We start from the raw sequence: 25,846 nt of genomic DNA, 5'->3' as shown, positions 1-25,846 counted from the left end.
GGCGACCCTCTCCGGGGAGCAGAGCGTGCGGCTGTGGGAGTCCGACGGCAGCGAACGGGCAGCTCTGTCCGGGCATGCCGGGGTGGTGCGTCAGGTGGTGATCGCTCCTGACAGCAGCTGGCTGGCCGCCTGCTCGCAGGACGGGGAGATCCGGATCTGGCAGTCTGAGCGCTCCGGGCGGCAGAGCCGCAGGGGCAGGACCGGGATGGTGCGCAAGGTGACCATCTCCCCCGAGGGGAACTGGATCGCCACACACTCCGGCGACGGCTCGGTGAAGCTCTGGAACGAGGACAGGATAGAAGGAGCGACCCTCACCGTTCCCATCGAGATCGGTCACTACGGCGCGATCTCGCCGGACAAGACGTGGCTGGCCGTCTGGTCCGGTGATCACGTGATCCGGATACGTGGAGCCGGTGGCCGCAGGAGGGCCATTCCGACGGGGCACACCGGACGCGTGCGGGGAGTGGCGATCGCCCCCGACAGCACCTGGCTGGCGACCTGGTCGGCCGACCGGACCGTACGGCTCTGGGGCGCGGGTGGCAGCAGGAGGGCGGTGCTGGCCGGTCACACCGGGCCGGTGCGTGAGGTGGTGATCGCCCCCGACAGCACCTGGCTGGCCACCTGCTCGGAAGACGGCACCGCGCGTATCTGGTGGGCCGACGGCACCGAGCGGGCAGTACTGGTCGCGAACATCCGGGCGACCGCTCACATCCTCATCTCACCGGACGGCGCCTGGCTCGCCACCCTGTCCATCTACGGAAGAATCCAACTCTGGAAACCGGACGGCAGCAGGTACGCCGCCCTGAAAAGCAGGGTGGAGGCCATGGACGAGATCACCGTCGCTCCCAACGGCAGGTGGTTCGCCATCGTCTCGGTCAACGGGACGGCGGGTCTGTGGGGAGCCGACGGAAAGGCGCGGGCCTCGCTCAAGGGATGCCCGGGAGCGGCCCGGCAGGTGGCGATCGCCCCCGACGGCACCTGGCTGGCCGCCTGCTTCGAGGACGGCACCGCGCGCGTCTGGTCGGCCGGCGGCAGGGATCGGGCGACGCTGCCCGCGAACTCGGGAAAGATTCGCGGCGTGGCCGTCTCCCCGGACAGCAACCTGCTCGCCACCTGCTCGGACGACGGAACCATCCGGCTGTGGGACAGGTACGGCGAGCCGGCGGGCGCCGGAGCCAGGGTCGAGGCGGGTCTCAACTGTCTGGCCTGGTTCCCCAACGGCTTCGGTCTGGCCGCCGGGGGAGACCAGGGCCTGTACGGCTTCGACCTCTACCCGCCCCCCGCCTGAACCAAGGGCGAACGGTTTTGGTGTCGCCGACCGGCCCTCTTCGAGGAACGCTCGTACGAAGGCGCGCGCAGGTCACAAGGCATTTTCTCGTTCCCGGCCTGCACACCGACCAGACATCAACCGGTGGATCCGGATTGCAGCGCAGGCTGGGTCAACGGAAGGTAGAGGTCCGGTGGAGCACGACGGTGGAGATGTGCCCGGCCACCTTGGCGACCAGCGGCCCATAGGAGGCGCGAGTGGTCTCGTCGAAGCGGGTGATCGGGCCGCAGATGGAGACCGAGCCGAACACCGTGCCGTCCGGGCGGAGTACGGCCGCCGCCACACTGCCGGCGGCCGACTGGCGTTCGCCGGTGCTCTCGGCGTAGCCCAGGCGGCGGATCCGCCCGACCTCCGCCAGCAGGGCGTCCGGGGTGACCAGGGTGTGCGGGGTCAGCGCCTCGAAGGGCTGGAGCCGCAGGAACTCGCTGATGTCGCGGTCGGACATGGCAGCCAGGATGGCCTTGGACGACGAGCCGGCGTGCAGGGAGTACGGTCGGCCGACGGCGACGGTCATCCGTACTTCGCGAGGGCTTTCCACCTGGTCCAGGTAGATGCGGGTCCACCCCTGCCTGATCGACAGCGTGGCGGTCTCTCCCGTGGCCTGGACGAGGTTGCGCAGGAAGGGGTGGACGGCGGCCTGGAGGCCGAGGCTGGAGATGGCGCTGAGGCCCACGCTGAGCGCGCCGACGCCCAGCGTGTAGCGCTTGGTCTCCTCATCGAACCGGAGGAAGCCGTCGTTGCTCAGCGTCTTGAGGATGCGGTGCGCCACTGCCTTGGGCAGGCCGAGGCGGCGGGAGATCGCCGAGACGCCGATGCCTGTGGAGTTCTCCTCGGCGACCGTGTAGATCACCTGCAGGGCCCGAGTGAGGCCCGACGCCGATGCCGGATCGGAGGTCTCCACGGCCATACTGCTTTCCGCGCTGGAAGTCATCGGCGCCCTCACCGTCACCCGTTGGCCAAGAGTCGATCAATATACTGGTCACGGAGGGGCATCCGATGATCATCCGCCTCGGTGATGACGCGTGTCAGGCGGTCGAGAAGGGCGTTCCCGTCCGATGCCAAGCGCTCCCTGGCCTCTCCCGCCGGGCGATAGCCGTCGACGGCCCCCGCCCGGATGGCTCCGCCCTCCGTCAGCAGCTCCTCCAGGGCAAGCACCCGCTGCCGCGTGACGTGCAGTTCCTGGGCGAGTTGCCAGAGCAGCGACACCAGCCGGTCGGTGTGCGGGTCGTCGAAGTAGTGGATCTCCGTCATACCGTCGTCTCCGGCTTCTCCGCGCACAGCACGGCCCAGGGGAAGAACCATTCCCGGCGCTCCGGCCTGTCACCGGACAGCAGACCGCGTTCCCGCTCGTCGAAGGGCGTCCAGCGGGCGCCGGTCAGCCCCGCCTCGGCGCAGACGCGTGCCGTGTCGATCCCGAACAGGTCGCGGAAGTACGGCTCGTTGTTGCGTTCGGCGTGCTCATAGACGGTGGCGTCGCGCACCGGGTCGCCGGTGGGCCAGAACTCCAGGAAGCGCACCGATCCGCCGGGGCGGAGCAGCCTGGCGGCCTCGGCCAGCGTCGCCGCGATCTCCGCGCCGGGCATCTCGTGCAGCACCATCGTCCCCGTGACCAGGTCGGCGGAGCCGTTCTCCAGACCGGTGGCGCTCCCGAAGGCCTGCCGGTAGCGAAGGGAAAGGCCCGCCGAGACCGCTTGGGCGTGCGCGAGGCGCAGGTTGGGGGCCGACAGGTCGATGCCGACGATCTCCGCGTCAGGGTACTTCGCCGCCAGCGGGCGGGTGCTCTTGCCGAATCCGCAGCCGATGTCGACGACCCGGGCTGCCCCCGGCAGGTCGGGCAGCGCGGTCTCGGCGAACAGGCGGTGGAACTTGTAGCCGTCGTTGTCTCGCAGCATCACCACGCGGGCGCCCAGTTCATAGATGAACGCCGAGGCGTCGGCGGCGAAGAACGAGCCGGGCTGCAGATGGATGTCGACGTCGGTATACCAGTCGGGCAGGCTGAGCCCCGGGTCGAGTTCCGGCGATCCGGGCACGTCGAGACCGCTGGACAGTTCCTTCCTCAGGCGCAGTACCGCGTCGCCCGCGGCGCGCCACAGCATCTTCTGCTGCTGGCGTTCCAGGTGGGCGAACCACGGATAGAGCGGGGACCGGCGCAGCGCCGAGGTCGCGCCGGCGAGGGTGGTGACATCGCCGGCGCCGTCACCGCCGCGGGCGTCGGCGGCGAGGCGTGGATAGAGTTCGTGGGCCCAGCGGGCGCGCAGCCCGCCGACGAAGTCGACAGCCGAACGTTCGTCCAGGCTGAGATGCTCCTCTACGTCGAGCATCATTCACCTCCGGTCAGGGGAAGGTCATCTGTCTTCGAGGGTTCCTCGGGCGAAGGCAGGTCACGTAGGTGAGGCGGCAGGATCGGGCGGTGCTCGGGCTCCCAGCAGAAGTTGCCGCGTTCGGTGTGATATTCGGTGCTCAGCGGTCCGCCGACCGTGCGGAACAGCATGAGGTTGCCGGTGAGCGAGCCGAACGGCCCGTGCCACTCCTCGGGAGGACGCCAGAAGTAGGCGCCCGGACGCATGATCCCCAGATGCCCGACCAGTTCGCCGGAGAGCAGGAACATCTCCTCCACGACTGGATGCCGCTCCGCCTTCTGCCCCTGGCGCAGCGGCATTGTGCCGAGAATCCAGGTCTCGTCCCCGGTCACCGGGTCACGGCGCAGCCATTTGCGGCCGGCCCCCGGCGGGAACTCGGGGTGGAAGCCGCCGCCCCACGCTCCGTCGAGCGCGTCGATACGCTCGACGACCCGCTCGCTCACGAGCGTGGGCAAGTGGCTTGAGGTGGGGATGGCGTGCGCCTCGGCGGCGAAGAACGTCAGCACCACCGCGCCCGCCGGTGAGGACATGCCCGCCCGGTGGTAGCCGGAGGGCAGGTGGCCGTAGGAGTAACGCCCGTAGTCCACCTCGCCGATCCGCAGCGACCCGGAGAGGACGAAGAACTCCTCATCGGTGTCCAGCGCCTCGTCCCGTTCCCTGCGCCATCCGGCCGGATAGCGCACCAGCGTGCTGCAAGCCCCGGTGGCGGCGTCGCGGCTCAGCTCGCGCACCTCCGCACCTTCCCTGACTCCCCCCGCGCCGCTCCACGCGAGGCGCTGGGTCTGCAGGAACTCGATGAAAGGACGGTTCACGTCGTGACCTCCGAAGAGTCGAACAGCCGGGGGCCCGGCAGCTCACCGGGATGGAAGCAGGCGACCTCGCGCCCCGTGGCGTCGGTGACCGGCTCGGGCGACTCAACGCGGCAGCGCGGCCGGGCGATCGGGCAGCGCGGGTGGAAAGCGCAGCCGGGGGGCAGGTCGAACTGCGACGGCGGGCTGCCCGGCAGCACGATCCGCTCCCGCGCGCCGGTGCGGCCAAGCGAGGGAGCGGCCGACAGCAGCGCGGCGGTGTAAGGGTGCAGGGGGGCGCTCACCAGTTCGTCGCAGGATGCCTGTTCGACGATCCGGCCGAGGTACATCACGGCCACGCGGTCGGCCAGGTGGTGCACCAGCGCCAGGTCGTGCGAGACGATGAGATATGACATCGTTCTCTCGCGCTGGAGGGCGCGTAGCAGGTTGATGATCTGTGCCTGGATCGACACGTCCAGAGCCGACACCGGTTCGTCGGCCACCAGCACGTCCGGTTCCAAGGCCAGGGCGCGGGCGATGGCGATGCGCTGCCGCTGCCCGCCGGAGAACTGCGCCGGCCGCCGGTCGAGGGCGTCGGGCGGTAGACCGACCTGTTCCAGGAGGGCGAGTACCCGCTCTCGGCGGTGCGCCCGGGAGGCCAGGCCGTGGGCGCGCAGTGGCTCGCCCACGATGCGTTCCACGTTCATCCTCGGATCGAGGCTCGCGTAGGGGTCCTGGAACACCATCTGGACCCTGCGCCGGAAGGGGCGCATCCGGCGTTCGGACAGGCCGGTGACATCCTGCCCGTCGAATATGATCTGGCCGTGTTCGGGCCGGTGACCGCCCATCATGGTCAGTGCGAGAGTTGTCTTGCCGGAACCGGACTCCCCGACGAGCGCGACCGTCTCGCCGCGGCGCAGGTCGAGGCTCGCCCCGTCCACGGCGCGCAGCGGCCGTCCGCCGCTGAGGAAGGTGACGCTCACGTCCCGTGCGGACAGCAGCACATCCGAAGCGGGAGCCCGGTCCAGGTCAGAGGTCGTGCCGGAAGCGGGTTCTGGGGTCATCGGGCGTCCTCCTCAAGCGGTCGCCAGCACATCACGCCGTCGATCTCGGGAGGTTCCTGGCCGAGGCAGGTCTCGTCGGCATGGGGGCATCTCGGGGCGAACCAGCAGCCCTCGGGTCGTTCCGCCGAGGTCGGCGGACTGCCGGGGATCGGCCGCAGTTCGGCCCGCGAGGGGTCGAACCGCGGCACGGCGGCGATCAGCCCCCGGGCGTAGGGGTGGCGGGCCCGGCGCAGGATCTCCCGGGTGGGGCCCTGTTCGACGAGCTTGCCGGCATAGGCCACCAGTACCCGGTCGCACACCTCTGCGGCGACGGCCAGGTCGTGGGTGATCAGCAGCAGCGAGGTGTCCCCGAGGGTGGTTCGCAGCACGTCGAGGATCTGGGCCTGGATGGTGGCGTCCAGGGCGGTGGTGGGCTCGTCGGCGATGATCAGACTGGGCCTGTTCACCAGGGCCAGTGCGATGACGACGCGTTGGCGAAGCCCGCCGGACAGCTGGTGCGGATAGGCGGTCATCCGGTCGGCGGGGGCGGGTACGCCGACCGCGGACAGGGTGGCCACGACCGCGTCGGCGGCGGCGCGTTTGCCGATCCGCTGGTGGCGGCGGACCGCCTCGACGAGTTGGGATCCGATGGTGCGTACCGGGTTGAGCGAGGTCAGCGGGTCCTGGAACACCATGGCGGTGTCCTTGCCGCGCATGCGCCGGAGGGCGGGTTCGGCCGCCCCGACCAGCTCGGTGCCGGAGATCTGCACCGAACCGGTGACCCGGGCGTGTTCGGGGAGCAGGCCGAGCAGGCTCAGCCCCAGCATCGTCTTGCCCGAGCCCGACTCGCCGACCAGGGCCACGCGCTCACCGGGCTCGATGCGCAGGGACACGCCCCGCACCACCTCGCGCCAGCCGGTGGCCGTGGCGAAGGCGACCCGCAGGTCTCTGACGCTCGCGACCGCTCGTGTGGTCTCGTTCATTATCCCGCCCGCGTGTTCTTGAGCCGGTCGCGAGCGGTCAGCCCGTCACCGAGCAGATTGGCCGCCAGCACCGAGGCCACGGTGGCCGCGGCGGGCGCGAGCATCAGCCAGGGGGAGGTCGCCAGATAGGACTTGCTCTCGGCCAGCATGTTCCCCCAGGTGGGCACTCCGAGCGGGGCGCCGAGGCCGAGGAAGGACAGACTGCTCTCCGCGATGAGCATGTCGGCGAACATGAAGGCGGCCATCACCTGAAGCGTGGGCCGCAGCGCCGGGAGCACATGGGAGAAGACCGAGGCCAGGCGTCCGACGCCGATGAGCCGGGCGGCGGTGACATATTCGCGCTTGGCGAGGCCCAGGGTCTCGGCGTAGACCACGCGGGCGAAGGTCGGCCAGCTCACCAGGCCGAGTGTCAGCGCCAGTGGCCAGAAGCCGTGCCCGACCACGGCGATGACGGTGATCGCGGTGACCAGATAGGGAAAGGAGATACCGATGTCGACGGCACGGGTCAGCACGACCCGGACCCAGCCGTGTGACCAGCCCGCCCCGACGCCGATCATCGTGCCGGTGACGGCCCCGAGCGTGGTGGCGACCATGCCTATGCCGAGGGACCAGGAGGTGCCGGCGAGCACCCGGGACAGCACGTCGCGGCCGAGCTGGTCGGTGCCGAGCAGGTGGTCGCCGCCGGGAGCGAGCAGCCGGCGGGCCAGCTCGGAGGCGCCCGGGTCGTGCGGCTCCAGCATCCGATGGGTGAGGGCCAGCAGGACGAGGACGGCGCACATCCCGACTCCCACGGCCAGGGAGAGTGGCGAGCCCCGGCCGGGGCGGCGGCGCAGCAGGCCGCGCGGTTCCGCGGCGGAGGGGGCGCTCATGCCCGGCCCCGGCGCAGTCGGGGATCGGCGATCTGGAAGATCGAGTCCATGACGACGTTGACGGCGAAGACGAGCAATGCCACGACGCAGACCGACGCCTGGACGACGGGGAAGTCCAGGTGCGTCACGGAGTTGACGAGCAGCAGGCCGAGACCCGGCCAGGAGAAGAGGAATTCTGTGATCATCGAACCGGACATCATGTAGGCGAACTGGGCGCCGAGCAGGGCTGTGGTGGCCAGCAGGGCGTTGGGGAGCACATGCCGTACCAGCAGGGTGGTCGGGCCGGCGCCGGTGGCGCGGGCGGTACGGACATAGTCCTGATTCATCGACTCCGACACGTTCGCCGCCGAGACCCGGATGAGCTGGGGCGACAGGAACGCGGCGAGGGTCAGGGAGGGCAGTATCCACTCCAGGCCGCCCCCGCCCGACACCGAGGGGAGCACGCCGAGCCAGACGGCGAAGATCTGGATGAGCAGCAGCCCGACGATGTAGGCCGGGATGCCCTGGGCGATGCTGGTGAGGCCGTTCACCAGCCGCCGGGGCCCGGTCTGCGACCGGGCCCCGAGCCAGCTCCCGATCGGGATGGCGATGAGCATGTTGACGATGGTGGCCAGGGCGGCCAGCTCCAGCGTGGGCGGGAGCTGGCGCAGCACCAGGTCGAGGGCGGGTTCGCCGGTGGACAGCGAGCTGCCGAAGTCCAGCAGCAGCATGTTGCCGATGAACGTGGCATATTGCATGACCAGCGGGCGGTCGAGGCCGTATTGCGCGCGCACCTGCTCCAGCGTCTCCGGCGAGCTGTCCTCGCCGGCCAGGATGCGGGCCGGATCTCCGGTGAGCCGCAGCAGGAAGAACAGCGCGGTCGAAACGACCATGATCAGGACCACGACCTGGATGAGACGAGGTCCGACGGTACGGAGGATCCGGCGGGCTACGGTGAGCCCGGTCGAGGCCGCCGTCGCGGCGGGTGGGGTGGTGAGTGCCTGCTCGGCCATCGGCGGCACCTCCTTTCGGTGTCGGCGCTCAGCCGCCGACGGTCATCTGCTCGTAGTGGATGAACCGGCTGTCGTTGAGATAGCCCTGTACGCCCTTGGCGGTGGCGTTGACGTCGGTCTGCTGCACCAGATAGAGGGACGGCGGGTTGTCGTGCACCTTCCGCGCCAGCTCCTGGAGTGTGGACAGCCGCTTGGCCTCGTCGAACTCGTTGTTCGCCTGCTCGATCAGCGGCATGACGCTCTTGTCGCAGAAGAAGGCGGTGGCCTTGGCGCAGGAGAAGATGCGGTAGGCGCGGATGGCGTCCATCCAGGGGGCCGAGTTCCACGACAGGCCGAACATGTCGCCGCTCCAGCCGTTGGTCTGGTATTTCTCCAGCCACTCGGCGAAGGTCATCTGCCGCAGGGTGAGCGTGACACCGACCTTGGCGAGGTCGGCGGCGACCGCCTGGTAGAGCTGGTCGTCCGCCGGATAGGAGCCCACGACCACGTCGGCGGTGAGGCTCAGCCCCTTGTCGTGCCCGGCCTCCTTGAGCAGTTCCTTGGCCTTCTCCGGGTCGTACGGATAGGGCTGGGTCTGCGGGTCGTAGCCGAAGGTCGACTCCGACGCGCCCTGCCCGGTCACCTTGGCCAGGTCGCCGGTCAGGTTGGTGACGATGGCCTGCTTGTCGACCGCGTAGTTCAGCGCCTGGCGCAGCTTCTGGTCGGCCACCTTGGAACCGGACTTCGTCTGGTAGAACGCCAGGGACATGACCTGCGGCGCGGGGTCGGTCTGCGGGGTGCCGCCCGCGGCGCGCACCTGCTCGATCTGGTCGGGGTTGAGCTGGATCGCCACCTCGATCTGCCCCGACTGCAGCGCCTGGAGCCTGGCGGCGGCGTCGGGCAGCTTGATGACCTGGAGCTTGTCCACCTTGGGCTTGCGCCAGGAGTCGGGGTTGGCCGACAGCTCCCAGCGGTTCTGAGTGATCGAGTCCACCTTGAACGACCCGGTGCCGACCGGCGCGTTCGCGAACGCCTTGGGGTCCTGCTGCCACGCCTTGGGCGCGACGATGTAGAGCTCGGACAGGACCTTGGGCAGGATCGGGTCCGGCTTGGCCGTCGTCACCTCCACGGTGCGGGGGTCCACGGCCTTGGCTCCGGAGACGTTCATCAGGTCGACGCCCACCGGGGTGGATCGGGCGGCCTCGCTGTTCACGTGGTCGATCGTCGCGATGACGGCTGAGGCGTCGAACACCTCGCCGTTGGAGAACTTCACGCCCTCGCGCAACGTGAACCGCCAGCGGGTCGGCTCGACCTGTTCCCAGGACGTTGCCAGCGCGGACTGTACTGTGCCCTTGGCATCCACGAGGGTGAGCGCGTCGAAGATCGCGGACCACGTGTAAATGCTCGGGCTGCCGGTGGCGGTGAAGGGATTGCCCTGTCCTGGAGCCAGCGACGCCACGCCGACCCGCAGCGTCTGTGTCTTCCCGCCGCCCGAGGCCGGGGTCCCGCCGTCGGTCGAACCGGACGAACAGGCGCTGGACAGGAGCAGTGCCGCGCCCGCGGCGATTGCGATGCCGAGTCGGTGGTTGTTCACACCGTGTCCCTACGTTTTCATGGTCGCCGCCTGAGAAGGCGGCCCCGTGTTCCATAACAGAAGCTGTTCCTATAGAAGGAACGTTGTCCCGATTAGCGAAAAGGATTGCCGAGTTCTTCCCGTCAGGTCAAGGGATGAGGCCGGATCGTTTCCTTATATGAGACAGGGGTCCGATAAATGTGCGTCGCCGGCTCCACCTCCACCAGCCCGCCGTACGGCAGGGCGAAGGCGGCGGGCTCGGCGCCGTGCACCGTCACCACGCCCATCCCGGGGACCGGCCCCGACCGGGGTGCGGCCCGGGGCCGCGCGGTCCCGGGATACTCGTCGATCTCGATGGCGGCCCGCTCGGCCAGCCGTACCGAACTCAGCCGGTGCTCGGTGGTATCGGGCAGGCCGAAGGCGTGGTTGAGCACCTGGATGCGGGCCCGCCGGTCGCTGGCCCGGACCGCGCCGAGCCGCGACTCCACCACCCGCCGGCTCTCTTCGAGGTCCGGGGTCGCCAGTACCGCGATGAACACCCCGTCCACCGGATCCCGTTGCCGGGGCAGCGCGAACCCGGGCACCTCACCGAGGATCTGGGTGAGGTACACCCCCTCCCCGCCGGTACCGGCGAGCTGGGCCGCGCGCAACGGCAGCGTGCCCAGCCGCAGCGGCGGGACGAGCACCGTGAAGCCCGCGCGTTCGGCGTCGAGCACTGCCTGGTCCACGTCGCGCACGGCCAGTTCGAGCGCGGCCCAGCCGTACGTCGTGAACGGTGCCGGCGGGCTGCCCTCAGTCCGGACGAGCCGCACGTCGCCGCCCTGGCCGCCGGGTGGGCCCACGGTGATCCTGTCTCGTTCTCCATCCGGCCGCACGGTCCAGCCGAACGCGGCGAGGTAACGTCCGGCCGCCGTCGGGGGATCGGGCACCCCGACGGTCACCCGGACGATCGGGCCCGCGCTCACAGGAGGTGCACCGCCTGGAAGCGCAGGTAGGAGGCCAGGGCCTCCACGCCGAGCTCCACGCCGAGCCCGCTGCCGCGCCGCCCGGCGAACGGGGCCGCGGTGTTGAAGCCGAAGCCGTTGACGCCCACCGACCCGCTGTCCATCCGGGAGGCCAGGGCCACGCCGCGTTCCTCGTCCGCGGTCCAGACCGATCCGGCCAGGCCGAAGTCGGAGTCGCCCGCGAGTGTGAGAGCCTCCTCCTCGGTGTCATAGGGGATGACCGCCAGCACCGGGCCGAAGATCTCCTCCTGGCATATCCGCATGTCGTTGGTCGCGTCGGCGAACACCGTGGGCTCGAAATACCAGCCCGGCCGGTCCGGCGCGCCACCTCCCGTGGTCAGCCTGGCGCCCTCGTCGAGTCCCGAGCGCACATAGGAGGCGACCCGGTCCCGATGTTCGGCGGTGATCAACGGGCCGACCCGGGTCGCCGGGTCGAACGGGTCGCCGACCGCCAGTCCGGCCGCGAACGCCGTGACGGCCTCCACCACCTCGGCATATCTTCGCCGGGGGGCCAGGATCCGGCTGTGGATGAAGCAGTTCTGGCCGCTGAACAGGAAGCCGAGCACGCCGAGCGAGCCGACGAAGGCCGACAGGTCGGCGTCCTCCAGCAGGACGGCCGCCGACTTGCCACCCAGCTCCAGCGTCACCGGTTTAAGGGCGCGCCCCGCCAGTTCGGCGATGCGCCGCCCGGCCGCCGTCGACCCGGTGAAGCCGATCTTGTCGATTCCCGGGTGGGTGACCAGCCACTCACCGGTCCTGGCGTCGCCGGGCACGATGTTGAGCACGCCGTCCGGAATCCCCGAGGCCGCGACCGCCTCGGCCAGGAGGTAGGACTCCAGCGGCGCCTGCGGCGGCGGCTTGAACACCGCCGTTCCACCCGCGGCGAGGGCCGGGGCGAGTTTGTACATCGGCAGGGTCAGCGACCCGTTGTAGGGGGTGATCGCGGCGGTCACCCCGATCGGCTCGCGGCGCACGATGGAGTGCCGGATCGGTGAGGTGGCCTCGGGGGCGGCCCGCCGCTCCTCGGTCACCAGGGTGCGGATCACCTCGGCGTAGTAGCGCAGCAGCTCGCTGCCCCGCAGCGTGGAAGCCCGTCTCCCGCCCACGGGTCGTCCGGTCTCCCAGGCGAGCAGCGTGGTCAGCTCGTCGATCCGCTCGTCGAGCAGCCCCGCCAGCCGGTCAAGGGCCGCCGCCCGTTCCCCGGCGGGCCAGGTGCGCCACCCGTCCGGGTCCCGGAAGGCGGCGCGGGCCGCGGCCACCGCCGCGTCCACGTCATCGCGCCCGGCGCACGGGACACGGCCCACCGGTTCCTCGGTGGAGGGAGAGATCACCTCGACCGTTTCATCCGAGATCGGCGCGACCCGCCTGCCGCCGATGAACAGGTGGTCGTGCCGGTAGAAGGTGCTCATCGTGCCTCCGTGAGGTAGGCGGCGGGCATGCCCGGCTCCATCGACGTCCACACGCTCTTGGGCCTGGTGTACAGGTTGACCGCCTCCGTTCCGTTCTCGTGGCCGAACCCCGACCGGCCGACGCCGCCGAACGGCACCAGGTCGGACAGGATCCGGTAGGTGTTGATCCAGACCGTGCCGACGCGCAGTTCGGCCGCCATCCGGTGGGCACGGCCGACGTCGCGCGTCCACACCCCGGCGGCCAGCCCGAACCGCGTGCGGTGGGCCAGTTCGACCGCCTGGCGTTCGCCGTGGAAGGGCGCCACCGACACCACGGGTCCGAAAATCTCATCGGTCAGCAGCGGTGCGTCCGGCGCGACGTCGGCGAACACGGTCGGCGGGACGTAGAAGCCGTTCCTGAGCCGGGGGTCGTCCGGCGTCGCGCCCTGCGCGACCAGGCGCGCCCCGCCCGCACGGCCCTCATCGATGTAGCCCAGCGTTTTTTCCGCCTGAGGCAGAGTCACCTGCGGCCCCACCTGGGTGCCGGGCTCACGCGGGTCGCCCACCCGCAGGACGCTCGTCCGCGCCGCCAGTCGGTCGACGAAATCAGCGTATGCCGGTTCCTCGACGTAGACCCTTGACCCCGCCACGCACATCTGGCCGCACGCTCCGAAGATCCCGCCGAGTACCCCTTCAAGAGCCGCGTCCAGGTCGGCGTCGGCGAACACGAGCTGGGGCGACTTGCCGCCGAGCTCCAGCGCCGAGGGCGCGAAATGCCCAGCGGCGGCCTGCGCCACCGCGCGGCCCGCCGGATGGGATCCGGTGAACACCACCAGGTCGGTCCGCTCGTCGCCCACCAGGGCCCGCCCGACGTCGGCCCCGCCGGGCAGGATCTGCCCGACGCCCTCGGGTAGCACCTCGGCCAGGATGCCGGCCAGCACCAGCGCGGTCAGCGGCGTCTCCTCCGCCGGCTTGACGATGCTGACGTTGCCGAACGCCAGCGCCGGGGCCAGCTTCTTGGCCGCGAAGAAATAGGGAACGTTCCAGGGGATGATCCCCACCGCGATGCCGTACGGCTCCCGCACGGTATAGGTGTGGAACGGGCCGGGCACCGGGATGACCGTGCCGGTCACCTTGTCGGCATAGCCGCCGTAATACTCGAAGCAGGCCGCGGCCCGCTCTGCCTCGCGTCGCGTGTCGCTCAGGAGCTTGCCGGTGTTGAGTGTCTCCAACTGGGCGACCTCCTCGACCCGCGCGCGCATCTGGCGGCCGACCTCGACCAGCAGCCGTCCCCGCTCACTCGCCGGCATGCCGCGCCAGCCGGGCAGCGCTCGGGCCGCCGTGCTCAGCGCGACCTCGGCGTCGCCGGGCGCGACGTCGCCGATGACCTGTCCGTCGATCGGGCTGTAGATCTTGCTCATCGAGCGGTCAATCCCTTCCGTACGCGCTCCGGCAGCGGAGCGGTGAGCATGCTCGCGGCCATCACATGGGCGCGGGAGCGGTCCTCGTCGGCGGCGATCTCGGCCAGCTCGGCCAGCCGCTGCCGGCGCTTGGCGGGGTCGCGCTGGGCGAGCCTTATCGCGCCCTCATGGGTGAGGGGCTGCACGAATTCCATCGCGGCGGCCCGCCGTGCCGCGCCGTACGTGGCGGCGGCCTCATCCGCGTCTGCTCCCGAGCGGATCACCGGGACCAGCCGGTCGGCCGCCTCGAACGCGTCGTGCACGCCGGAGTTCAGGCCCATGCCGCCCGTGGTGCTGTTGAGGTGCGCGGCGTCGCCGACCAGCAGCAGCCGTCCGAGGTGGAAGGTCTCGGCGACCCGTTGGTGACTGCGGTAGGTCTGGTGCTGGATCAGCTCGACGTCCCCGGCCGCGCCGGTCAGCAGGCCGAGGCCGGTGCGGACCGCCGGATGCGGGTCGGTGGTGCTGCCGCCCTGCTCTCCGGGCGCGGACACCGCCAACCGCCAGACGTCGGGGGTCCTGATCAGTGAGAGCCGTCCCGACGGGCCGCTCCAGTAGCTCACCGGAGCCACGTCTTTGACCACCCGCTCGAACGGGAACGGGCTGGCCACCACGATGCTCTGTGTGTCGAGCGTGACGCCGGGGAAACCGATGCCGGCGTGCTTGCGCAGGGCGCTGTGGCTGCCGTCGGCCGCGACCAGAAAGGCCGCGCGCAGTTCGACCCGCCCATCCGGGGTGTCGGCCGTCACCGTCACGCCGTTGTCGTCCTGCCGCATCTCGCGCACCGTGTGGCGGAACCTGAGGTCCACCTCGTCGGCCCGTGCTGCCCGGTCGCCGAGCAGGCGCAGCATCTTGTACTGCTCGAACTGCGTGCGGAAGGGGTAGGGCGTGCGTCCTTCGAGCAGGCCGAAGTCGAACTCGACGACCTCGTCGAACTCCAGGTCGCGATGCTGCACCCGGTCGACTCGCGTCGAGCCGGACAGGATCTCCGGCGTGAGGCCGATCTCGTCGAGCAGTTCGAGCGTCGGCGGATGCAGGGTGGAACCGCGCCATTCCGCGCGCACCGACCCGTCGCCCGACTCCAGGAGCACGACGGGCACGTCATGCGTGGCCAGCGCCACGGCGGTGGTCAGCCCGACGGGACCACCACCGACGACGATCACCGGAGCATCTTGACTGATCATGCTGAGGGGCCTCTCCTGGAGGTTCCGGCAAGCTGGGGGAGGACGGCGTCGGCGGTGAGCCTGCGCATCGCCGGGCTCGGCGACTCGCGCAGTTCCTCGCTCGCGCCGGCGGAGGACGCGAGCCACCACGCGCCGCAGAGATTGGACGATAGGACCGGAACGCTCAGCTTCCCGGCCGCCGCGTCCATCGCCGCGAGGCTTGGCGCGCCCGTTCCGGCGACGAGGACCGCGTCGGCCCGGCCCGGCCGTACGGCGTCGATGACGCGGCGGACGTCCTCGCCGGTCAGGTCGTAGATCGCGCCACTGCCCGGAATGGGCAGGACGTCGTTCACCTGGTGGCCGGCCTCCCGCAGGAATCCGGCGCACTGCTCGGTGAGCCAGGCGGGGTACGGCGAGACCAGGAGGAGCGACCGCGCGCCGAGCGCGGTCAGGGCGGCCAGCACACAGGACGCGGCGGTGAACACCGGAAAGCCGTGGCGCGCGGACAGGTCGGAGCAGAGCCGGGCGTCACCGTCCGGTCCCAGCGGATAGGAGGACCCGGTGCAGGCCAGCAGCGCCGCGCGCAGCGGCAGGCCGCCGAAGGAGGCCAGCGTCCCGGTGTGGTCGTCGTTGTAGCGCGACAGGCGCGTCCGCAGGTCCACCCCGTCGTGCACCGGCAACCTGGCCGTGTGGGTGATGAGCGATCGGGGGAGCAGGCCGGTGATCTCGGGTTCGGCCGAGGGGTTGCCGGGAGGGACCACGACGCCGACTCGCGCAGGTGCCTCCGCGAGTCCGTCAGCTGTTCCACTCACTCGAACGATTCCTTTCGGGGTCGGAATGGATACTGCCAGCTGGAGCGAGCGTTGGGTAGAGGATAACCAGACATTAGGGCACCTTATTCGTGGCTGTGTCGTCGAGGGCTGGTTGTGGGCTGTCCGTAAGCGGTGTTAGTTTCCAGCAGAGTGGATAGCGCATTGTTCCCCTGAGAGGAACAATGGTGAAGCAGATAATCGGAGGACAGATGGCGCTGCCCAGCGAGACCGAGATCCCGCCCGTGCCTGTGCCGCAGGCGAAGGTGAGTGACTTCCTCGATTGGCGTGAGCACGAGGTGCCCCGGGCCGCGACGCTGCTGGGGCTGCGCCGCTATTGGATGAGCACGCTCTATCCCCGGCTGGCCGAGCGTTACGCCGAGGCCGCCGGCGACCCCGAGCCGCGGTCCTTCGAGGCCGCCCGAGAGGTCATCGACGCGCTGCCGGGCCGCGATCGCTTCCTCTGGATGGATCGTTACATCCACCTGCGCATCTGGGAGGAGGTCGGGCGGATGGCCGACGAGCGGCTCGCCGAGCGGCCGGACCTCCTCGACGAGCGCGAAGACGACCTTGGCTCGCTGACCGTGCCGGAGGGCTTCCAGGCGCCCGCGTATTACACGGGATACGACTTCCACCGCCAGGACGGCGGCATCTGGCGCGACGACCGGGGCGCGCTCGTCTACGCCCTCGGCGCCCGTCTCGTGCACGCGGGCCGGCGTGCGCCCTCGGCTCTGCACGACGCTCTGACCGCCGCGATCCCCGAGGATCTCGCGCCGCGCCGGGTGATCGATGTGGGCTGCGGGTTCGGCAAGACCACCTTCTCCCTGGCCCGCCGCTATCCCGACGCACAGGTCTCCGGCGTGGACCTGTCGCTGCCCGTGCTGCGGCTCGGCCGCAAGATGGCGACCGAGGAGGGACTGGCCGTCGACTGGGTTCAGGCGGACGCCGAGGCGCTGCCCGGCCCCGAGGGAAGCGCGGACCTCGTGGTGGTCTCGATGGTGCTGCACGAGATGCCGCTCTCGTCCATCGAAGGGGCCATGCGTGAGGCCAGGCGGGTGCTGCGGCCCGGCGGGGTGTTCGTCGCCCTGGAGACCAGGTTGATCGGCGATCCGTTCCGCGACGTGCTCGGCGCCTACCACAGCGAGATCACCGGCGAGCCGTACATCAATGCCTTCCGGGCGCGTGAGTTCGGTTCCTTCGCCCGCGCGGCGGGCTTCGACGACGTGACCGTGCGCGGTTTCGCCCCGCCCGGCGCGCCGGAAAAGGTGGACCGGCACATTTGGTCCACTCCGTGGGCGCTGCTCACCGCCCGTAAGTAGGCGCGAACCAATGAACGAACGAGACGACGAGAAAGGCGCAGCGGTGAATTTGCCGACCGACGGATTTCTGACCCCGGACATGGAAGCGTCACTGGAAATCAACTGCAATCTCATTTTCGAGCTGGTGCAGGTGCGGTCCCGGCTGGCCGTGCTCACCGAGGGGACCGATGAAAGCGTGTGGGCCGAAGCCGAGGCCACCGTCGCCCGTGTGCTGAGCCCCCTGCTGGACTGAGTCCGGCCGCCCCCATCCCGATGCCGCCCGCCGGATTCACCGGCGGGCGGCATCGGGATGGGGGCACCCCAGTGCTCAGGTGCCGGGGCAGGAGAGACGCGGCGGCCCTGCTCCCGCCCGGTCACGGCGGGCGGGAGCACGAGTTCCAGCGGGTCAGGCGCCGGTGCGGGAGATGTAGCGGCCCTGCGGATCGCCCTCGACCTTGCCGCCGCGCAGCACGTGGTGGCCCCGGACGAACGTGTCGGTGACCCGCGCGCCGAGCTCGAAGCCCTCGAAGGGGGTGTATTCCTGCGTGGACTCCGACTCGGCCGCCCGCACCGTCCAGTTCACGTCCGGATCCACCAGGCAGAGGTCCGCGTCGTAGCCCTCGGCGAGCGCACCCTTGCCGGCCAGGCCGTATCTCCTGGCGGGGTTCCAGGACAGCAGCCGCGCCATCTCGGAATAGGGCAGGCCGCGCCGGCGGCCCTCGGTGATCAGGCCGGGCAACAGGTATTCCGCGCCGCCGAAGCCGGACTTGGCCACGAACACATCGTCGCGGGGTTCGCCGAACTTGGCCTCCTCCCGGCAGCACGCGTGGTCGCTGACCACCCAGTCGACCTGCCCGTCCAGGACGTACTCCCACAGCGCCTCGACGTCCTCACGGGGCCGGAGGGGCGGGTTGACCTTGCCGCCGAGCCCCGAGGCGGTGTCCACGTCGGCGAGCAGGTGGCCGATGGTGACCTCCCTGCGGAAGTCGATGTGGGGGAAGGCCACGCTCATCCGCAGCGCCGCCTCCAACGCCTTGCGCGAGGTCAGGTGCAGCAGGTTGACGGTGGGCAGACCGGTCTCGTGGGCCAGATAGGAGGCGATCGAGACGGCCAGCCCCTCGGAGTGCGGGGGCCTGGACTCGTGATAGGCGCGCAGGTCGCGTACCCCTCCGCGCTCCTCGACCATCTTGGTGTAGGCCGTCATGATCTCGGCGGTCTCGCAGTGCAGCGACAGCGAGATCTGGTCGGCGATGTCGGGGAAGCGCTCACGCGCGGCCTGCACGCCGCGCATGACGAACTCGAAGTGAGCGTAGTCGTAGCGCTCGTCCTCGGGCGTCATCAGGAAGGAGCGCTGGTCGGCGGAGCGGCCGTGCAGGCCGTGGCCACCGTAGAACATGAAGATCTTGAAAGAGGTGACGCCGAATCTCTCGACCAGGTCGGGGATCTCCTCGATGTGGCGGCGCGACATCGGGGCCAGGTGGTAGGCGTAGTCGACGTGGGCGTTGCCCTCGGAGATCGACAGGACCTCGGGGAAGAAGTCCGCGTAGTCACCGCCCTTGTTGAGGTAGTACTGGCCGGTGCGCATGTAGGACAGTGCAGTGGTCACCCCGCCTTGGGCGCAGGCGCGGCTCTCGCTGCGGGTGTCCTCGGCCAGCGGGTTGTAGATGCCCCAGTGCTGGTGGGCGTCCACGACACCGGGGAAGGCCAGCTTGCCGCCGCCGTCCACCACGGTGGTCGCCTCGGTCACGGGGATGCCGGGCGCGAGCCGTACGATCCGCCCGTCCGACACCCCGATGTCGAGGGTCTCCGGCTCGGGCCGGTCGTGCCGTACGACCCGGACGTTCTTCACCACGAGGTCCAGGGATTCCATCGTCGCCTCCACTCGATCCATCAGGAGACCTGTCGCAGCAGGTCGTTCAGGTTGCTCATTTCCGCCATACGGCGTATGCCGTCCTCGATGCGGTCCATCGCCTCGGAGGACAGGGCACGGCCCGCGTTGTCGCGGAATTTCAGCCCGAGTTCCTCCTCCGACAGTGGGCGCTGCGGGCCGCCCCGGTTGGCGAGCACCTCCTCGGTCCACTTCCGGCCGTCGGCCGTGCGCACGCACAGAACCGCGGGGAACTGCTCGGGGAAGATCTGGTCGCAACGCTCGTCGGCGACCACCTCGACCTTGGCCATGAGAGCCCGCCGCCGCGGGTCGCGGGCCAGCTCGTCGGTGAAGTCGTCGAGGCCCACGCCCAACCCGCCGCCGCCGAGCAGTCCCGCCGCCACGGCGTACGGCCCGCTGAACTGGGCCTGATAGCCGGTCTCCGGCAGCCGTTTGTGCTCGATCGGCTGGCCGATGGTGCGGATGACCGGCGAGGGGGCGCCGAGAGTGATCGACTCGATCTCACCGGGGTCGAGCCCCCGCGCCCGCAGTGCCAGGGCCGCGTCGATGGCGGTGTGGGTGAAGTGGTTGGCCGGGTACGGCTTGAAGAAGATGCCGGGTACGGCCCATACGGTGCCCAGGCCGCGGGTGATCTCCTCGGCGTCGAACTCGCCGCGCAGGAAGGCGGTGAAGAAGCCGAACCTGCCTTCGAGGACGGTCGGCGGTCCGGTGATGCCCCGCTGGACGAGCTGGGCCGCCGTCACCCCGGAGTGCGCGGCCCAGCCGCAGTGCGTGCGCTTGACCGTGCCGCCGGTGCGGTTGGCCTCGATGATCCCCGAGGACATGGAGGCCGCCACGCCGATCGCGTTTCGGACGCCCTCCTCGCCCAGGCCGAGGAGCATGGCCGCCGACACGGCCGAGCCGATCGTGCCGCAGATCGATGTGGCGTGCTGGCCGTACTCGAAGAAGGTGGAGTTTCCGGCCTTCCTGTCGTAGCCGGCCATGCCGAGCCGCACGCACACCTCCAGGCCGGCCGCGATCGCCGCGATCGTCTCCCGGCCCGAGGCGCCGGCGAGCTGGCCCGCGGCCAGTGCGGCGGGTACCACCGAGGCGCTGGGGTGCAGGACCGAGGGCAGATGGGTGTCGTCGTAGTCGAGCGAGTGGGCGAGCACCCCGTTGGCCAGCGCCGCGAGCGCGGCGGGCACGGGCTCGGGCTCACCGATCACATGGCTGTCGCCCCGTCCGCCCTGGTCGGTGACATATCCGAGCACCGCCTGGCTGGAGGGCAGGCCCCTGGCCGCCAGGCAGAGGCCGAGGATATCGAGGACCCGGCTGCGGACGCTGTCGGTCACATCGGGGGGCAGTTCGTCGTAGCGGCAGGCCGCCGCGAAAGCGGCGATCCGCTCCGCGAGGGTCTTCTCACTCACCGGTTTCTCCAGAGATTGTTCCGATATTTGTAACCTTGTACCACTATGCGGACCAGGGGGCAAGGCGGTCACTAGATCACACCCTGGTCCCGGAGCCCGCTCAGTTCCCCGGCCGACATGCCGAGGCGTTCGCCGTACACCTCGTCGTTGTGCGCGCCGAGCGCCGGTCCGGTCCACCGGATCGAGCCTGGTGTCTGTGACAGGCGGAACAAGACGTTCTGCATTCTGATCGGCCCGAAGTCGGGGTCCTCGACCGTGGTGATCGAGTCCAGCGCCTGGTACTGCGGGTCGGCGAAGACGTCACGGATGTCATAGATCGGGGCGACCGCCGCCTCGGCCTTCTCGAAGGCCGAGACCACCTCGGCGACATCGCGGGCGGCGATCCAGCCGCCCACGTGGGCGTCCAGTTCGTCGCCGTGCTCGGCGCGGCTCTTGCCACCCTTGAACCACGGCTCGTCGATGACTTCGGGATGGCCGACGAGGCGCATCACCCGCTCGGCGATGTTCTGGGAGGAGGTCGAGACCGCCACCCATTTGCCGTCGCGGGTCTTGTAGGTGTTGCGCGGGGCGTTGTTGATCGAGCGGTTGCCGGTGCGTGACGGCACCTCGCCGAGCTGGTCGAACGCGAGGGGCTGCGGGCCGAGGATGGTCAGCAGCGGCTCGATGATCGCGAGGTCCACCACCTGGCCCTGGCCGGAGCCGTGGTCGCGGTGGTAGAGCGCCATGGTGATGGCGTTGGCGCAGACCAGGGCCGATATGCCGTCCGCCAGGCCGAAGGGCGGCAGGGTCGGCGGGCCGCCGGGCTCGCCGGTGATCGCCGCGAAGCCGCTCATCGACTCGGCCAGCGTGCCGAAGCCGGGCCGCCGGGAATAGGGCCCCTCCTGTCCGAACCCGGTGACCCGGGCGATGACCAGGCCGGGGTTGATCGCGTGAAGCTCGGCGGGGGACAGGCCCCAGCGCTCCAGCGTCCCGGGCCGGAAGTTCTCGATCAGCACATCGGCCCGCTCCACCAGCCGACGCAGCAGCGCGGCCCCCTCGGGCCGGCCGAAGTCGCAGGTCACCGCCCGCTTGTTGCGGGAGAGCATCTTCCACCAGAGCCCCACGCCGTCCTTGGCCGGGCCGTGCGACCGTGAAGGGTCGCCCTTGGCCGGGTGCTCGACCTTGATGACGTCCGCACCGTAGTCGCCGAGGATCGTGGCGGCGAGTGGTCCGGCGAAAAGGGTGGCGATGTCAAGGACGACGACGCCGTCCAGAGGGCCACTGGCCATGCGGGGCCTCCTAATGTTCCTTTTTTTGGAATATTGTTCCGAAATATACTGAGATGCTGATGGCGTGCACGACGCGCGGCCCGATGCGAAGATCTGTTGAGCCCCTGTGGAAACGGAGTCAGCCCATGTCCGAAGACGACCCGGCTCAGCCCACGAGTCAGACCGCATCGACGGTCGAGCGGGCGGCCGACGTGCTCGTGCTGTTCGCCGAGTCGGCCACGCCTACCCTGGGCGTCACCGAGATCGCCGACCGGCTGTCCCTCTCCAAGGCTGCCGTGCACCGGATCCTCGCCTCGCTGCGCAGCCGTCAGTTGATCGAGCTGGACGAGGAGACGCGTAGATACTCGCTCGGCGTGATGTCGATGCGACTGGGCCTCGCCTACCTCGACCGCATCGACATCCGGGGCGTCGCCGCCCCGGAGCTCGCGGCGCTGTCGGCTGAGACCGGGGAGACCGCGACGCTCTCGGTGCGCAGCGGCAGTGGCCGGATCTACGTGGAGCAGGTCACCCCCGCGCGCGAGGTCCGCATGTCGGTGACGCTCGGTGTGCCGTATCCCCTGCACATCGGGGCCTCCTCCAAGGTATTCCTCGCCTTCCTGCCGGACACCGAGCGGGACGGCTATCTCTCGCGTCATGCTTCCGGCGAGCGGACCACGCTGCGGGAGCAGCTGGAGCACATCCGCCAGGTGGGTTACGCGGTCTCCTACGGTGAGCGCCAGCCCGGCGCGGGCTCGGTGGCGGCCCCGGTCTTCGACCACGCGGGGCGCCCGCTCGCCGTCATCAGCGTCTGCGGACCTCTTGAGCGGTTCAGGAACGAGGCCGACGGCTGTGCCGCCGCGCTGGTCAAGGCCACCGCTCGCGTCTCCGGTCGGCTGGGGTATATGTCCTGATCCGCGGCTCACGGTCTAGGCCAAGGCGGATGTCTCGACGACGGCCAGCGGGCGTACGGGCGCACCGGTGCCGCCGACGATCTTCAGTGGCGCGAGCACGAAGAGGAATTCCGCCACTCCGGCGGCGGCGGGATCCTCCAGGCGCAGATGCTCGATGATGTGGATGCCGTGCTCCACCAGCAGAACGCGGTGAGCGGGCAGCAGTCGGTGGCCCTGGCCGGGCGGAATGTGCTCATAGGCGGTGGTGTCCGCGCCGGTGGCCACCACGCCGCGCTCGGCCAGCCATGTCGCCCCCTCCTCGGTGACACCGGGCACGCCGCTGTTGTGACCGATATATGCCTCGGCGTCGTGCCAGTTACGCGCCCAGCCCGTGCGCACCAGCACCACGTCTCCGCGCTCCACTGTCACACCGGCCCGCGCGGCGGCTGCGGCAAGGTCCTCGGGGCCGATCGGATGCCCGCCGGGAAGCGTGTCCAAACCGTGCGCGCCCGCCACGTCGAGGAGTAGGCCCCGGCAGAACATGGCAGGGATCGTCTCGGCGCCGTGCACGGTGAACCGCCCGCCGCGCTGGGCTCCCTCCGCCTCGACGCCGCCGTGGAGCAGGCCGTTGTGCGACACGTGCGACAGGGCGTCGACATGGGTGCCCACATGGCCGCCCATCATGAACATCTCGTTGGACGCCGAGCCGCCGTCCGGGCGGACCATGTCCCCGTGCCGCCGCATCAGCGCCATCTTGAACCCGGGATGGTTCGGCGAGGTGGGCATGCCAGGCTCCAGCGGCTGGGACAGGTCGAAGATCCGCACTCCTCGCCGCATGATGTCCAGCAGCCCGCCGGGCATTGTCGATCTTTCGTGTGCCATCAGTCCCTCGTGTTCAAGACTCAGCTCGGCCATGACCGGTTTCTCCTTATTTGGGGGGTCCGCCCCTGCAGTCTGGCACGGATGGGCCCAAACATGAAACGATGTTCCGGTCATAGGAACGATTGGGCCGGTTATGGAAGAGGGAGCACGGATGAGGGCTTACCCGTACGCTCCGGAGAAACTCGCCCAAGATCGAGAGCGCCGTGCGGATCGAAGTGCTCGACGCCGCGCCGTCGTCGGCCGACCGTACCCGACTCTGGCCGTATCCGGCCGCACCGTGGCAACGATCCGGTGGCGGCCCGGACCTGGCCAGGCGCGGCTCAAAAGGACGAGCCCGGATCTCGAATTCGAGATCCGGGCTCGTCCTTTCTCGGCAAGCCGCTCTCCGGCGACGTCGAGAGTCACGGGGAGCCTGCACACCCCCGCGGACGCGTCAGCCTCGACCGCCCAGCCGGACCCATGCTCTGCGGACCGGCTGGGCGGTCGAAGGACTAGCGTCCCTGAAGTGCCTTGACGTTGTCGCCGAAGGTCCAGCCCTTTGATCCATCCCAGTTGATGGACCAGGTCATCAGCCCCTTGAGGCTGCCGCCGAAGCTGTTCCAGCTCTGGCTCACCAGGGAGGGTGTCATGTGGCCGCCTCCGGCTCCGGGCTGGGCGGGCAGACCGGGAACCTGCTTGTCATAGGGAACCTTGATCGTGGTGCCCTGGATGACCAGGCCGTTGTTCAGGCAGGTGGTCTGGGCGGTGAACCCCTGAACCGTGCCCGCGGAATACGAGTCACCGGAGCAGCCGTACATGCTTCCGTTGTAGTACTGCATGTTCAGCCACCAGAGGCGGCCGTTGTCGGCGTACTTCTTGATAATCGGCAGGTACGAGCCCCAGATCGAGCCGTAGACGACGCTGCCACCGGTGACGTACGCCGTCTCGGGGGCCATGGTCAGGCCGAAGTTGGCGGGCATCTGGGCGAGCACGCCGTCGATGATGCGGATGAGGTTGGCCTGGGACGTGGACAACTGGTTGATGTTGCCGCTGCCGGTGAGGCCGGTCTCGATGTCGATGTCGATGCCGTCGAAGTTGTACTGCTTGAGGATCGGCACGACGGTCGCGACGAAGCGGTCGGCGACGGCGCTGGAACTGAGGTCGATGCCTGCGGTCGCCCCGCCGATGGACATCAGGATCGTCAGGCCGGCGGCCTTGGCCTGGCACATCTCGGCCGGGGTGGCGACCTTGACGGTGGAGTCCATGCCGTCTTCCCACAGGACGGTGCCGTCGGAACGAATGACGGGGAACGCCGCGTTGATCACGTTATAGCCGTGGGCCGTGATGCGGGGGTCGGTGATCGGAATCCAGCCGAGCGGTGGGTGCACACCGTTCGCGGCGCCGTCCCAGTTCTCCCAGTATCCGTGGAGGACCTTGCCCGTCGGCCTCGACTTCACGGCGCAGGTGCTTCCGGTCGGCGTGACCGTGGGAGTCGGCGTGGGCGTGACCGTGGGAGTCGGCGTCGGCGTGGGAGTCGGCGTGGGAGTCGGTGTAGGAGTGGGGGTGCCTCCGGGCCCGTCGAAGCTGACGTCGTCGGCGTAGTAGGTGCCCTGCCCGTACCAGCCGTGCAGGTAGACCGTGGCGGTGGTCTGGTTGGCCGCGGTGGTGAAGGGGACACTGAGCTGCGTGTACGCCGTCGCCGACGAGGTCCAGCGGAACTCGCCGCCGGACACGCCAAGGTGGACGTAGCTGCCCCGGACCCAGGCGGTCAAGGTGTAGGCCGTGTTCGGCCGGACGCTCACGGACTGGGAGCACTTGGCGTTGTCGGAGCCGCTCGCCGCGCCGGCGAGTGCCTTCGTACCGGAGCGGGCGGGGGAGCCGACCACCGACCCCAGCCCTCCGGTGCAGGACCAGGGGGAGAGACTTCCGGTCTCAAAGTCCGCGTTCACCAGCAGATTGGCCGCTTGAGCCGATGTCTGCGTGATGAGGACGCCCGTGATCGCCAGCAGTAACGAGACTGCCAGCGCCAGCAGGCGGGGGGTTCTCTTCATGAGGGAACAGCCCTTCTGTCGCCCGGGGTACGAAAGCACCGGGAATCATGACGCTGTGGGGGGTTACGAGACCGCGGGGACGGAGAGGGCTCGTGAGCAGTAGTTCCAATGAACCATCGGGATGAATTTGATCGGCGCCCCGGAGCGGTACCAGGTTGACACCGGAACGTCTGAGCGGCGCGCTGTCGGCATCATAACTTGACCCCCGCCTGATCGTTAAGGTTATTGTCAGTTAAGTTTCCTATTAATTAACTTCCGAGAGGTGGGGGCGAGCAGCACGTGCGCCGCCCCGTTCAACGGGCCGGCGCACGTGCTGCTCGCCGAGAGCCTGGTCGAGGGGGAGTTCCTGTGTCCGCCGGTTCCTGATCGACGAAGCCGTTGCGGGTGAACGTGGCGTCGGCCTGTTTCTCCTGGTCCAGCCCGCGTGCGGTTCGCATCCGGTAGCCGTTCGGTTCGGCCTCGGCGTCGGC

At 69.9% G+C, this 25,846-nt stretch carries 23 protein-coding genes; 4 read left to right on the top strand and 19 right to left on the bottom strand.

The features are described from left to right. Positions 1–1,288 (top strand): WD40 repeat domain-containing protein (locus ABT061_RS21190; RefSeq protein ID WP_350920289.1); only part of this gene is annotated, 1,288 nt, incomplete at its 5' end. 151 nt (positions 1,289–1,439) lie between these two features. Here ABT061_RS21190 and ABT061_RS21185 read toward each other — a convergent pair. The 14 genes from ABT061_RS21185 to ABT061_RS21120 form a co-directional block, all read right to left on the bottom strand. Beyond that, a complete protein-coding gene (locus tag ABT061_RS21185; RefSeq protein WP_350920286.1) occupies positions 1,440–2,234 on the bottom strand; it encodes an IclR family transcriptional regulator in 795 nt (264 codons plus the stop codon). 38 nt (positions 2,235–2,272) lie between these two features. After that, positions 2,273–2,578, bottom strand: coding sequence for a hypothetical protein (locus ABT061_RS21180; protein WP_350920283.1), 306 nt, complete (start codon positions 2,576–2,578; stop codon positions 2,273–2,275). Next, positions 2,575–3,651 (bottom strand): class I SAM-dependent methyltransferase, encoded by a 1,077-nt coding sequence (locus ABT061_RS21175; protein WP_350920280.1) that lies wholly within the window; start codon positions 3,649–3,651, stop codon positions 2,575–2,577. Before ABT061_RS21175 ends, ABT061_RS21180 begins: the two co-directional genes overlap by 4 nt. Further along, complete coding sequence (locus ABT061_RS21170; RefSeq protein WP_350920277.1) at positions 3,648–4,499, bottom strand: cupin domain-containing protein; 852 nt, start codon at positions 4,497–4,499, stop codon at positions 3,648–3,650. Before ABT061_RS21170 ends, ABT061_RS21175 begins: the two co-directional genes overlap by 4 nt. Beyond that, positions 4,496–5,539 (bottom strand): ABC transporter ATP-binding protein, encoded by a 1,044-nt coding sequence (locus tag ABT061_RS21165; protein ID WP_350920274.1) that lies wholly within the window; start codon positions 5,537–5,539, stop codon positions 4,496–4,498. Before ABT061_RS21165 ends, ABT061_RS21170 begins: the two co-directional genes overlap by 4 nt. Next, entirely contained in the window at positions 5,536–6,501 is a 966-nt protein-coding gene (locus ABT061_RS21160) for an ABC transporter ATP-binding protein (protein WP_350920271.1), read from the bottom strand. Before ABT061_RS21160 ends, ABT061_RS21165 begins: the two co-directional genes overlap by 4 nt. After that, on the bottom strand, positions 6,501–7,370 hold the full coding sequence (locus ABT061_RS21155; protein WP_350920268.1) for an ABC transporter permease: 870 nt from the start codon (positions 7,368–7,370) through the stop codon (positions 6,501–6,503). Before ABT061_RS21155 ends, ABT061_RS21160 begins: the two co-directional genes overlap by 1 nt. After that, the gene (locus ABT061_RS21150; RefSeq protein WP_350920265.1) at positions 7,367–8,362 is read right to left on the bottom strand and encodes an ABC transporter permease; all 996 of its coding nucleotides are present in this window, start codon (positions 8,360–8,362) and stop codon (positions 7,367–7,369) included. Before ABT061_RS21150 ends, ABT061_RS21155 begins: the two co-directional genes overlap by 4 nt. Positions 8,363–8,390: 28 nt before the next feature. Then, on the bottom strand, positions 8,391–9,935 hold the full coding sequence (locus tag ABT061_RS21145; RefSeq protein ID WP_350920262.1) for an ABC transporter substrate-binding protein: 1,545 nt from the start codon (positions 9,933–9,935) through the stop codon (positions 8,391–8,393). A 122-nt stretch (positions 9,936–10,057) separates the two neighbouring features. Continuing rightward, positions 10,058–10,879 carry a VOC family protein gene (locus ABT061_RS21140; RefSeq protein ID WP_350920259.1) on the bottom strand — a complete coding sequence of 274 codons (822 nt, stop codon included), beginning with the start codon at positions 10,877–10,879 and terminating at the stop codon, positions 10,058–10,060. Then, on the bottom strand, positions 10,876–12,327 hold the full coding sequence (locus tag ABT061_RS21135) for an aldehyde dehydrogenase (protein ID WP_350920256.1): 1,452 nt from the start codon (positions 12,325–12,327) through the stop codon (positions 10,876–10,878). Before ABT061_RS21135 ends, ABT061_RS21140 begins: the two co-directional genes overlap by 4 nt. Beyond that, positions 12,324–13,727: an aldehyde dehydrogenase family protein gene (locus tag ABT061_RS21130; RefSeq protein ID WP_350920253.1), complete on the bottom strand. Its 1,404-nt coding sequence runs from the start codon at positions 13,725–13,727 to the stop codon at positions 12,324–12,326. The genes ABT061_RS21135 and ABT061_RS21130 overlap by 4 nt, the downstream gene beginning before the upstream one ends. Beyond that, positions 13,724–14,947: an FAD-dependent oxidoreductase gene (locus ABT061_RS21125; RefSeq protein WP_350920250.1), complete on the bottom strand. Its 1,224-nt coding sequence runs from the start codon at positions 14,945–14,947 to the stop codon at positions 13,724–13,726. The genes ABT061_RS21130 and ABT061_RS21125 overlap by 4 nt, the downstream gene beginning before the upstream one ends. Then, positions 14,944–15,738: a maleate cis-trans isomerase family protein gene (locus ABT061_RS21120; protein WP_350920247.1), complete on the bottom strand. Its 795-nt coding sequence runs from the start codon at positions 15,736–15,738 to the stop codon at positions 14,944–14,946. The genes ABT061_RS21125 and ABT061_RS21120 overlap by 4 nt, the downstream gene beginning before the upstream one ends. A 182-nt stretch (positions 15,739–15,920) precedes the next feature. On the opposite strand from ABT061_RS21120, the gene ABT061_RS21115 reads away from it, so the two are divergent. Beyond that, positions 15,921–17,054: a class I SAM-dependent methyltransferase gene (locus tag ABT061_RS21115; protein ID WP_350920244.1), complete on the top strand. Its 1,134-nt coding sequence runs from the start codon at positions 15,921–15,923 to the stop codon at positions 17,052–17,054. Between the two features lie 10 nt (positions 17,055–17,064). After that, positions 17,065–17,286, top strand: coding sequence for a hypothetical protein (locus tag ABT061_RS21110; RefSeq protein ID WP_350920241.1), 222 nt, complete (start codon positions 17,065–17,067; stop codon positions 17,284–17,286). A 153-nt stretch (positions 17,287–17,439) separates the two neighbouring features. On the opposite strand, the gene ABT061_RS21105 is transcribed toward ABT061_RS21110, so the two are convergent. The 3 genes from ABT061_RS21105 to ABT061_RS21095 all read right to left on the bottom strand — a co-directional run bounded on the left by ABT061_RS21105 (position 17,440) and on the right by ABT061_RS21095 (position 21,595). Continuing rightward, complete coding sequence (locus tag ABT061_RS21105; RefSeq protein ID WP_350920238.1) at positions 17,440–18,903, bottom strand: dihydroorotase; 1,464 nt, start codon at positions 18,901–18,903, stop codon at positions 17,440–17,442. A 20-nt stretch (positions 18,904–18,923) separates the two neighbouring features. Further along, a complete protein-coding gene (locus ABT061_RS21100) occupies positions 18,924–20,327 on the bottom strand; it encodes an MmgE/PrpD family protein (protein ID WP_350920235.1) in 1,404 nt (467 codons plus the stop codon). A 71-nt stretch (positions 20,328–20,398) separates the two neighbouring features. Then, positions 20,399–21,595: a CaiB/BaiF CoA transferase family protein gene (locus ABT061_RS21095; RefSeq protein ID WP_350920232.1), complete on the bottom strand. Its 1,197-nt coding sequence runs from the start codon at positions 21,593–21,595 to the stop codon at positions 20,399–20,401. A 125-nt stretch (positions 21,596–21,720) separates the two neighbouring features. On the opposite strand from ABT061_RS21095, the gene ABT061_RS21090 reads away from it, so the two are divergent. Then, positions 21,721–22,485, top strand: a complete 765-nt coding sequence (locus ABT061_RS21090) for an IclR family transcriptional regulator (RefSeq protein ID WP_350920229.1) — start codon at positions 21,721–21,723, stop codon at positions 22,483–22,485. Positions 22,486–22,500: 15 nt separating this feature from the next. Here ABT061_RS21090 and ABT061_RS21085 read toward each other — a convergent pair whose 3' ends face one another. Then, complete coding sequence (locus tag ABT061_RS21085) at positions 22,501–23,379, bottom strand: cyclase family protein (protein WP_350920226.1); 879 nt, start codon at positions 23,377–23,379, stop codon at positions 22,501–22,503. Positions 23,380–23,837: 458 nt separating this feature from the next. Next, the gene (locus tag ABT061_RS21080) at positions 23,838–25,376 is read right to left on the bottom strand and encodes a glycosyl hydrolase family 18 protein (RefSeq protein WP_350920223.1); all 1,539 of its coding nucleotides are present in this window, start codon (positions 25,374–25,376) and stop codon (positions 23,838–23,840) included. Positions 25,377–25,846 lie beyond the last annotated feature (470 nt).

Origin of the sequence: Streptosporangium sp. NPDC002544 (assembly GCF_040295965.1) — a bacterium.
GTDB lineage: Bacteria > Actinomycetota > Actinomycetes > Streptosporangiales > Streptosporangiaceae > Streptosporangium.
The sequence above is the reverse complement of the archived record's forward strand: the minus strand, read 5'-3'. Positions and strand labels throughout refer to the sequence as shown.

Coding starts and splice junctions, on each gene's coding strand:
- ABT061_RS21160 (WP_350920271.1), bottom strand. CDS start 6,501: ATGAACGAGACCACACGAGCGGTCGCGAGCGTCAGAGACCTGCGGGTC.
- ABT061_RS21150 (WP_350920265.1), bottom strand. CDS start 8,362: ATGGCCGAGCAGGCACTCACCACCCCACCCGCCGCGACGGCGGCCTCG.
- ABT061_RS21135 (WP_350920256.1), bottom strand. CDS start 12,327: ATGAGCACCTTCTACCGGCACGACCACCTGTTCATCGGCGGCAGGCGG.
- ABT061_RS21165 (WP_350920274.1), bottom strand. CDS start 5,539: ATGACCCCAGAACCCGCTTCCGGCACGACCTCTGACCTGGACCGGGCT.
- ABT061_RS21085 (WP_350920226.1), bottom strand. CDS start 23,379: ATGGCCGAGCTGAGTCTTGAACACGAGGGACTGATGGCACACGAAAGA.
- ABT061_RS21105 (WP_350920238.1), bottom strand. CDS start 18,903: ATGGAATCCCTGGACCTCGTGGTGAAGAACGTCCGGGTCGTACGGCAC.
- ABT061_RS21125 (WP_350920250.1), bottom strand. CDS start 14,947: ATGATCAGTCAAGATGCTCCGGTGATCGTCGTCGGTGGTGGTCCCGTC.
- ABT061_RS21175 (WP_350920280.1), bottom strand. CDS start 3,651: ATGATGCTCGACGTAGAGGAGCATCTCAGCCTGGACGAACGTTCGGCT.
- ABT061_RS21155 (WP_350920268.1), bottom strand. CDS start 7,370: ATGAGCGCCCCCTCCGCCGCGGAACCGCGCGGCCTGCTGCGCCGCCGC.
- ABT061_RS21180 (WP_350920283.1), bottom strand. CDS start 2,578: ATGACGGAGATCCACTACTTCGACGACCCGCACACCGACCGGCTGGTG.
- ABT061_RS21095 (WP_350920232.1), bottom strand. CDS start 21,595: ATGGCCAGTGGCCCTCTGGACGGCGTCGTCGTCCTTGACATCGCCACC.
- ABT061_RS21185 (WP_350920286.1), bottom strand. CDS start 2,234: ATGGCCGTGGAGACCTCCGATCCGGCATCGGCGTCGGGCCTCACTCGG.
- ABT061_RS21080 (WP_350920223.1), bottom strand. CDS start 25,376: ATGAAGAGAACCCCCCGCCTGCTGGCGCTGGCAGTCTCGTTACTGCTG.
- ABT061_RS21115 (WP_350920244.1), top strand. CDS start 15,921: ATGGTGAAGCAGATAATCGGAGGACAGATGGCGCTGCCCAGCGAGACC.
- ABT061_RS21090 (WP_350920229.1), top strand. CDS start 21,721: ATGTCCGAAGACGACCCGGCTCAGCCCACGAGTCAGACCGCATCGACG.
- ABT061_RS21130 (WP_350920253.1), bottom strand. CDS start 13,727: ATGAGCAAGATCTACAGCCCGATCGACGGACAGGTCATCGGCGACGTC.
- ABT061_RS21110 (WP_350920241.1), top strand. CDS start 17,065: ATGAACGAACGAGACGACGAGAAAGGCGCAGCGGTGAATTTGCCGACC.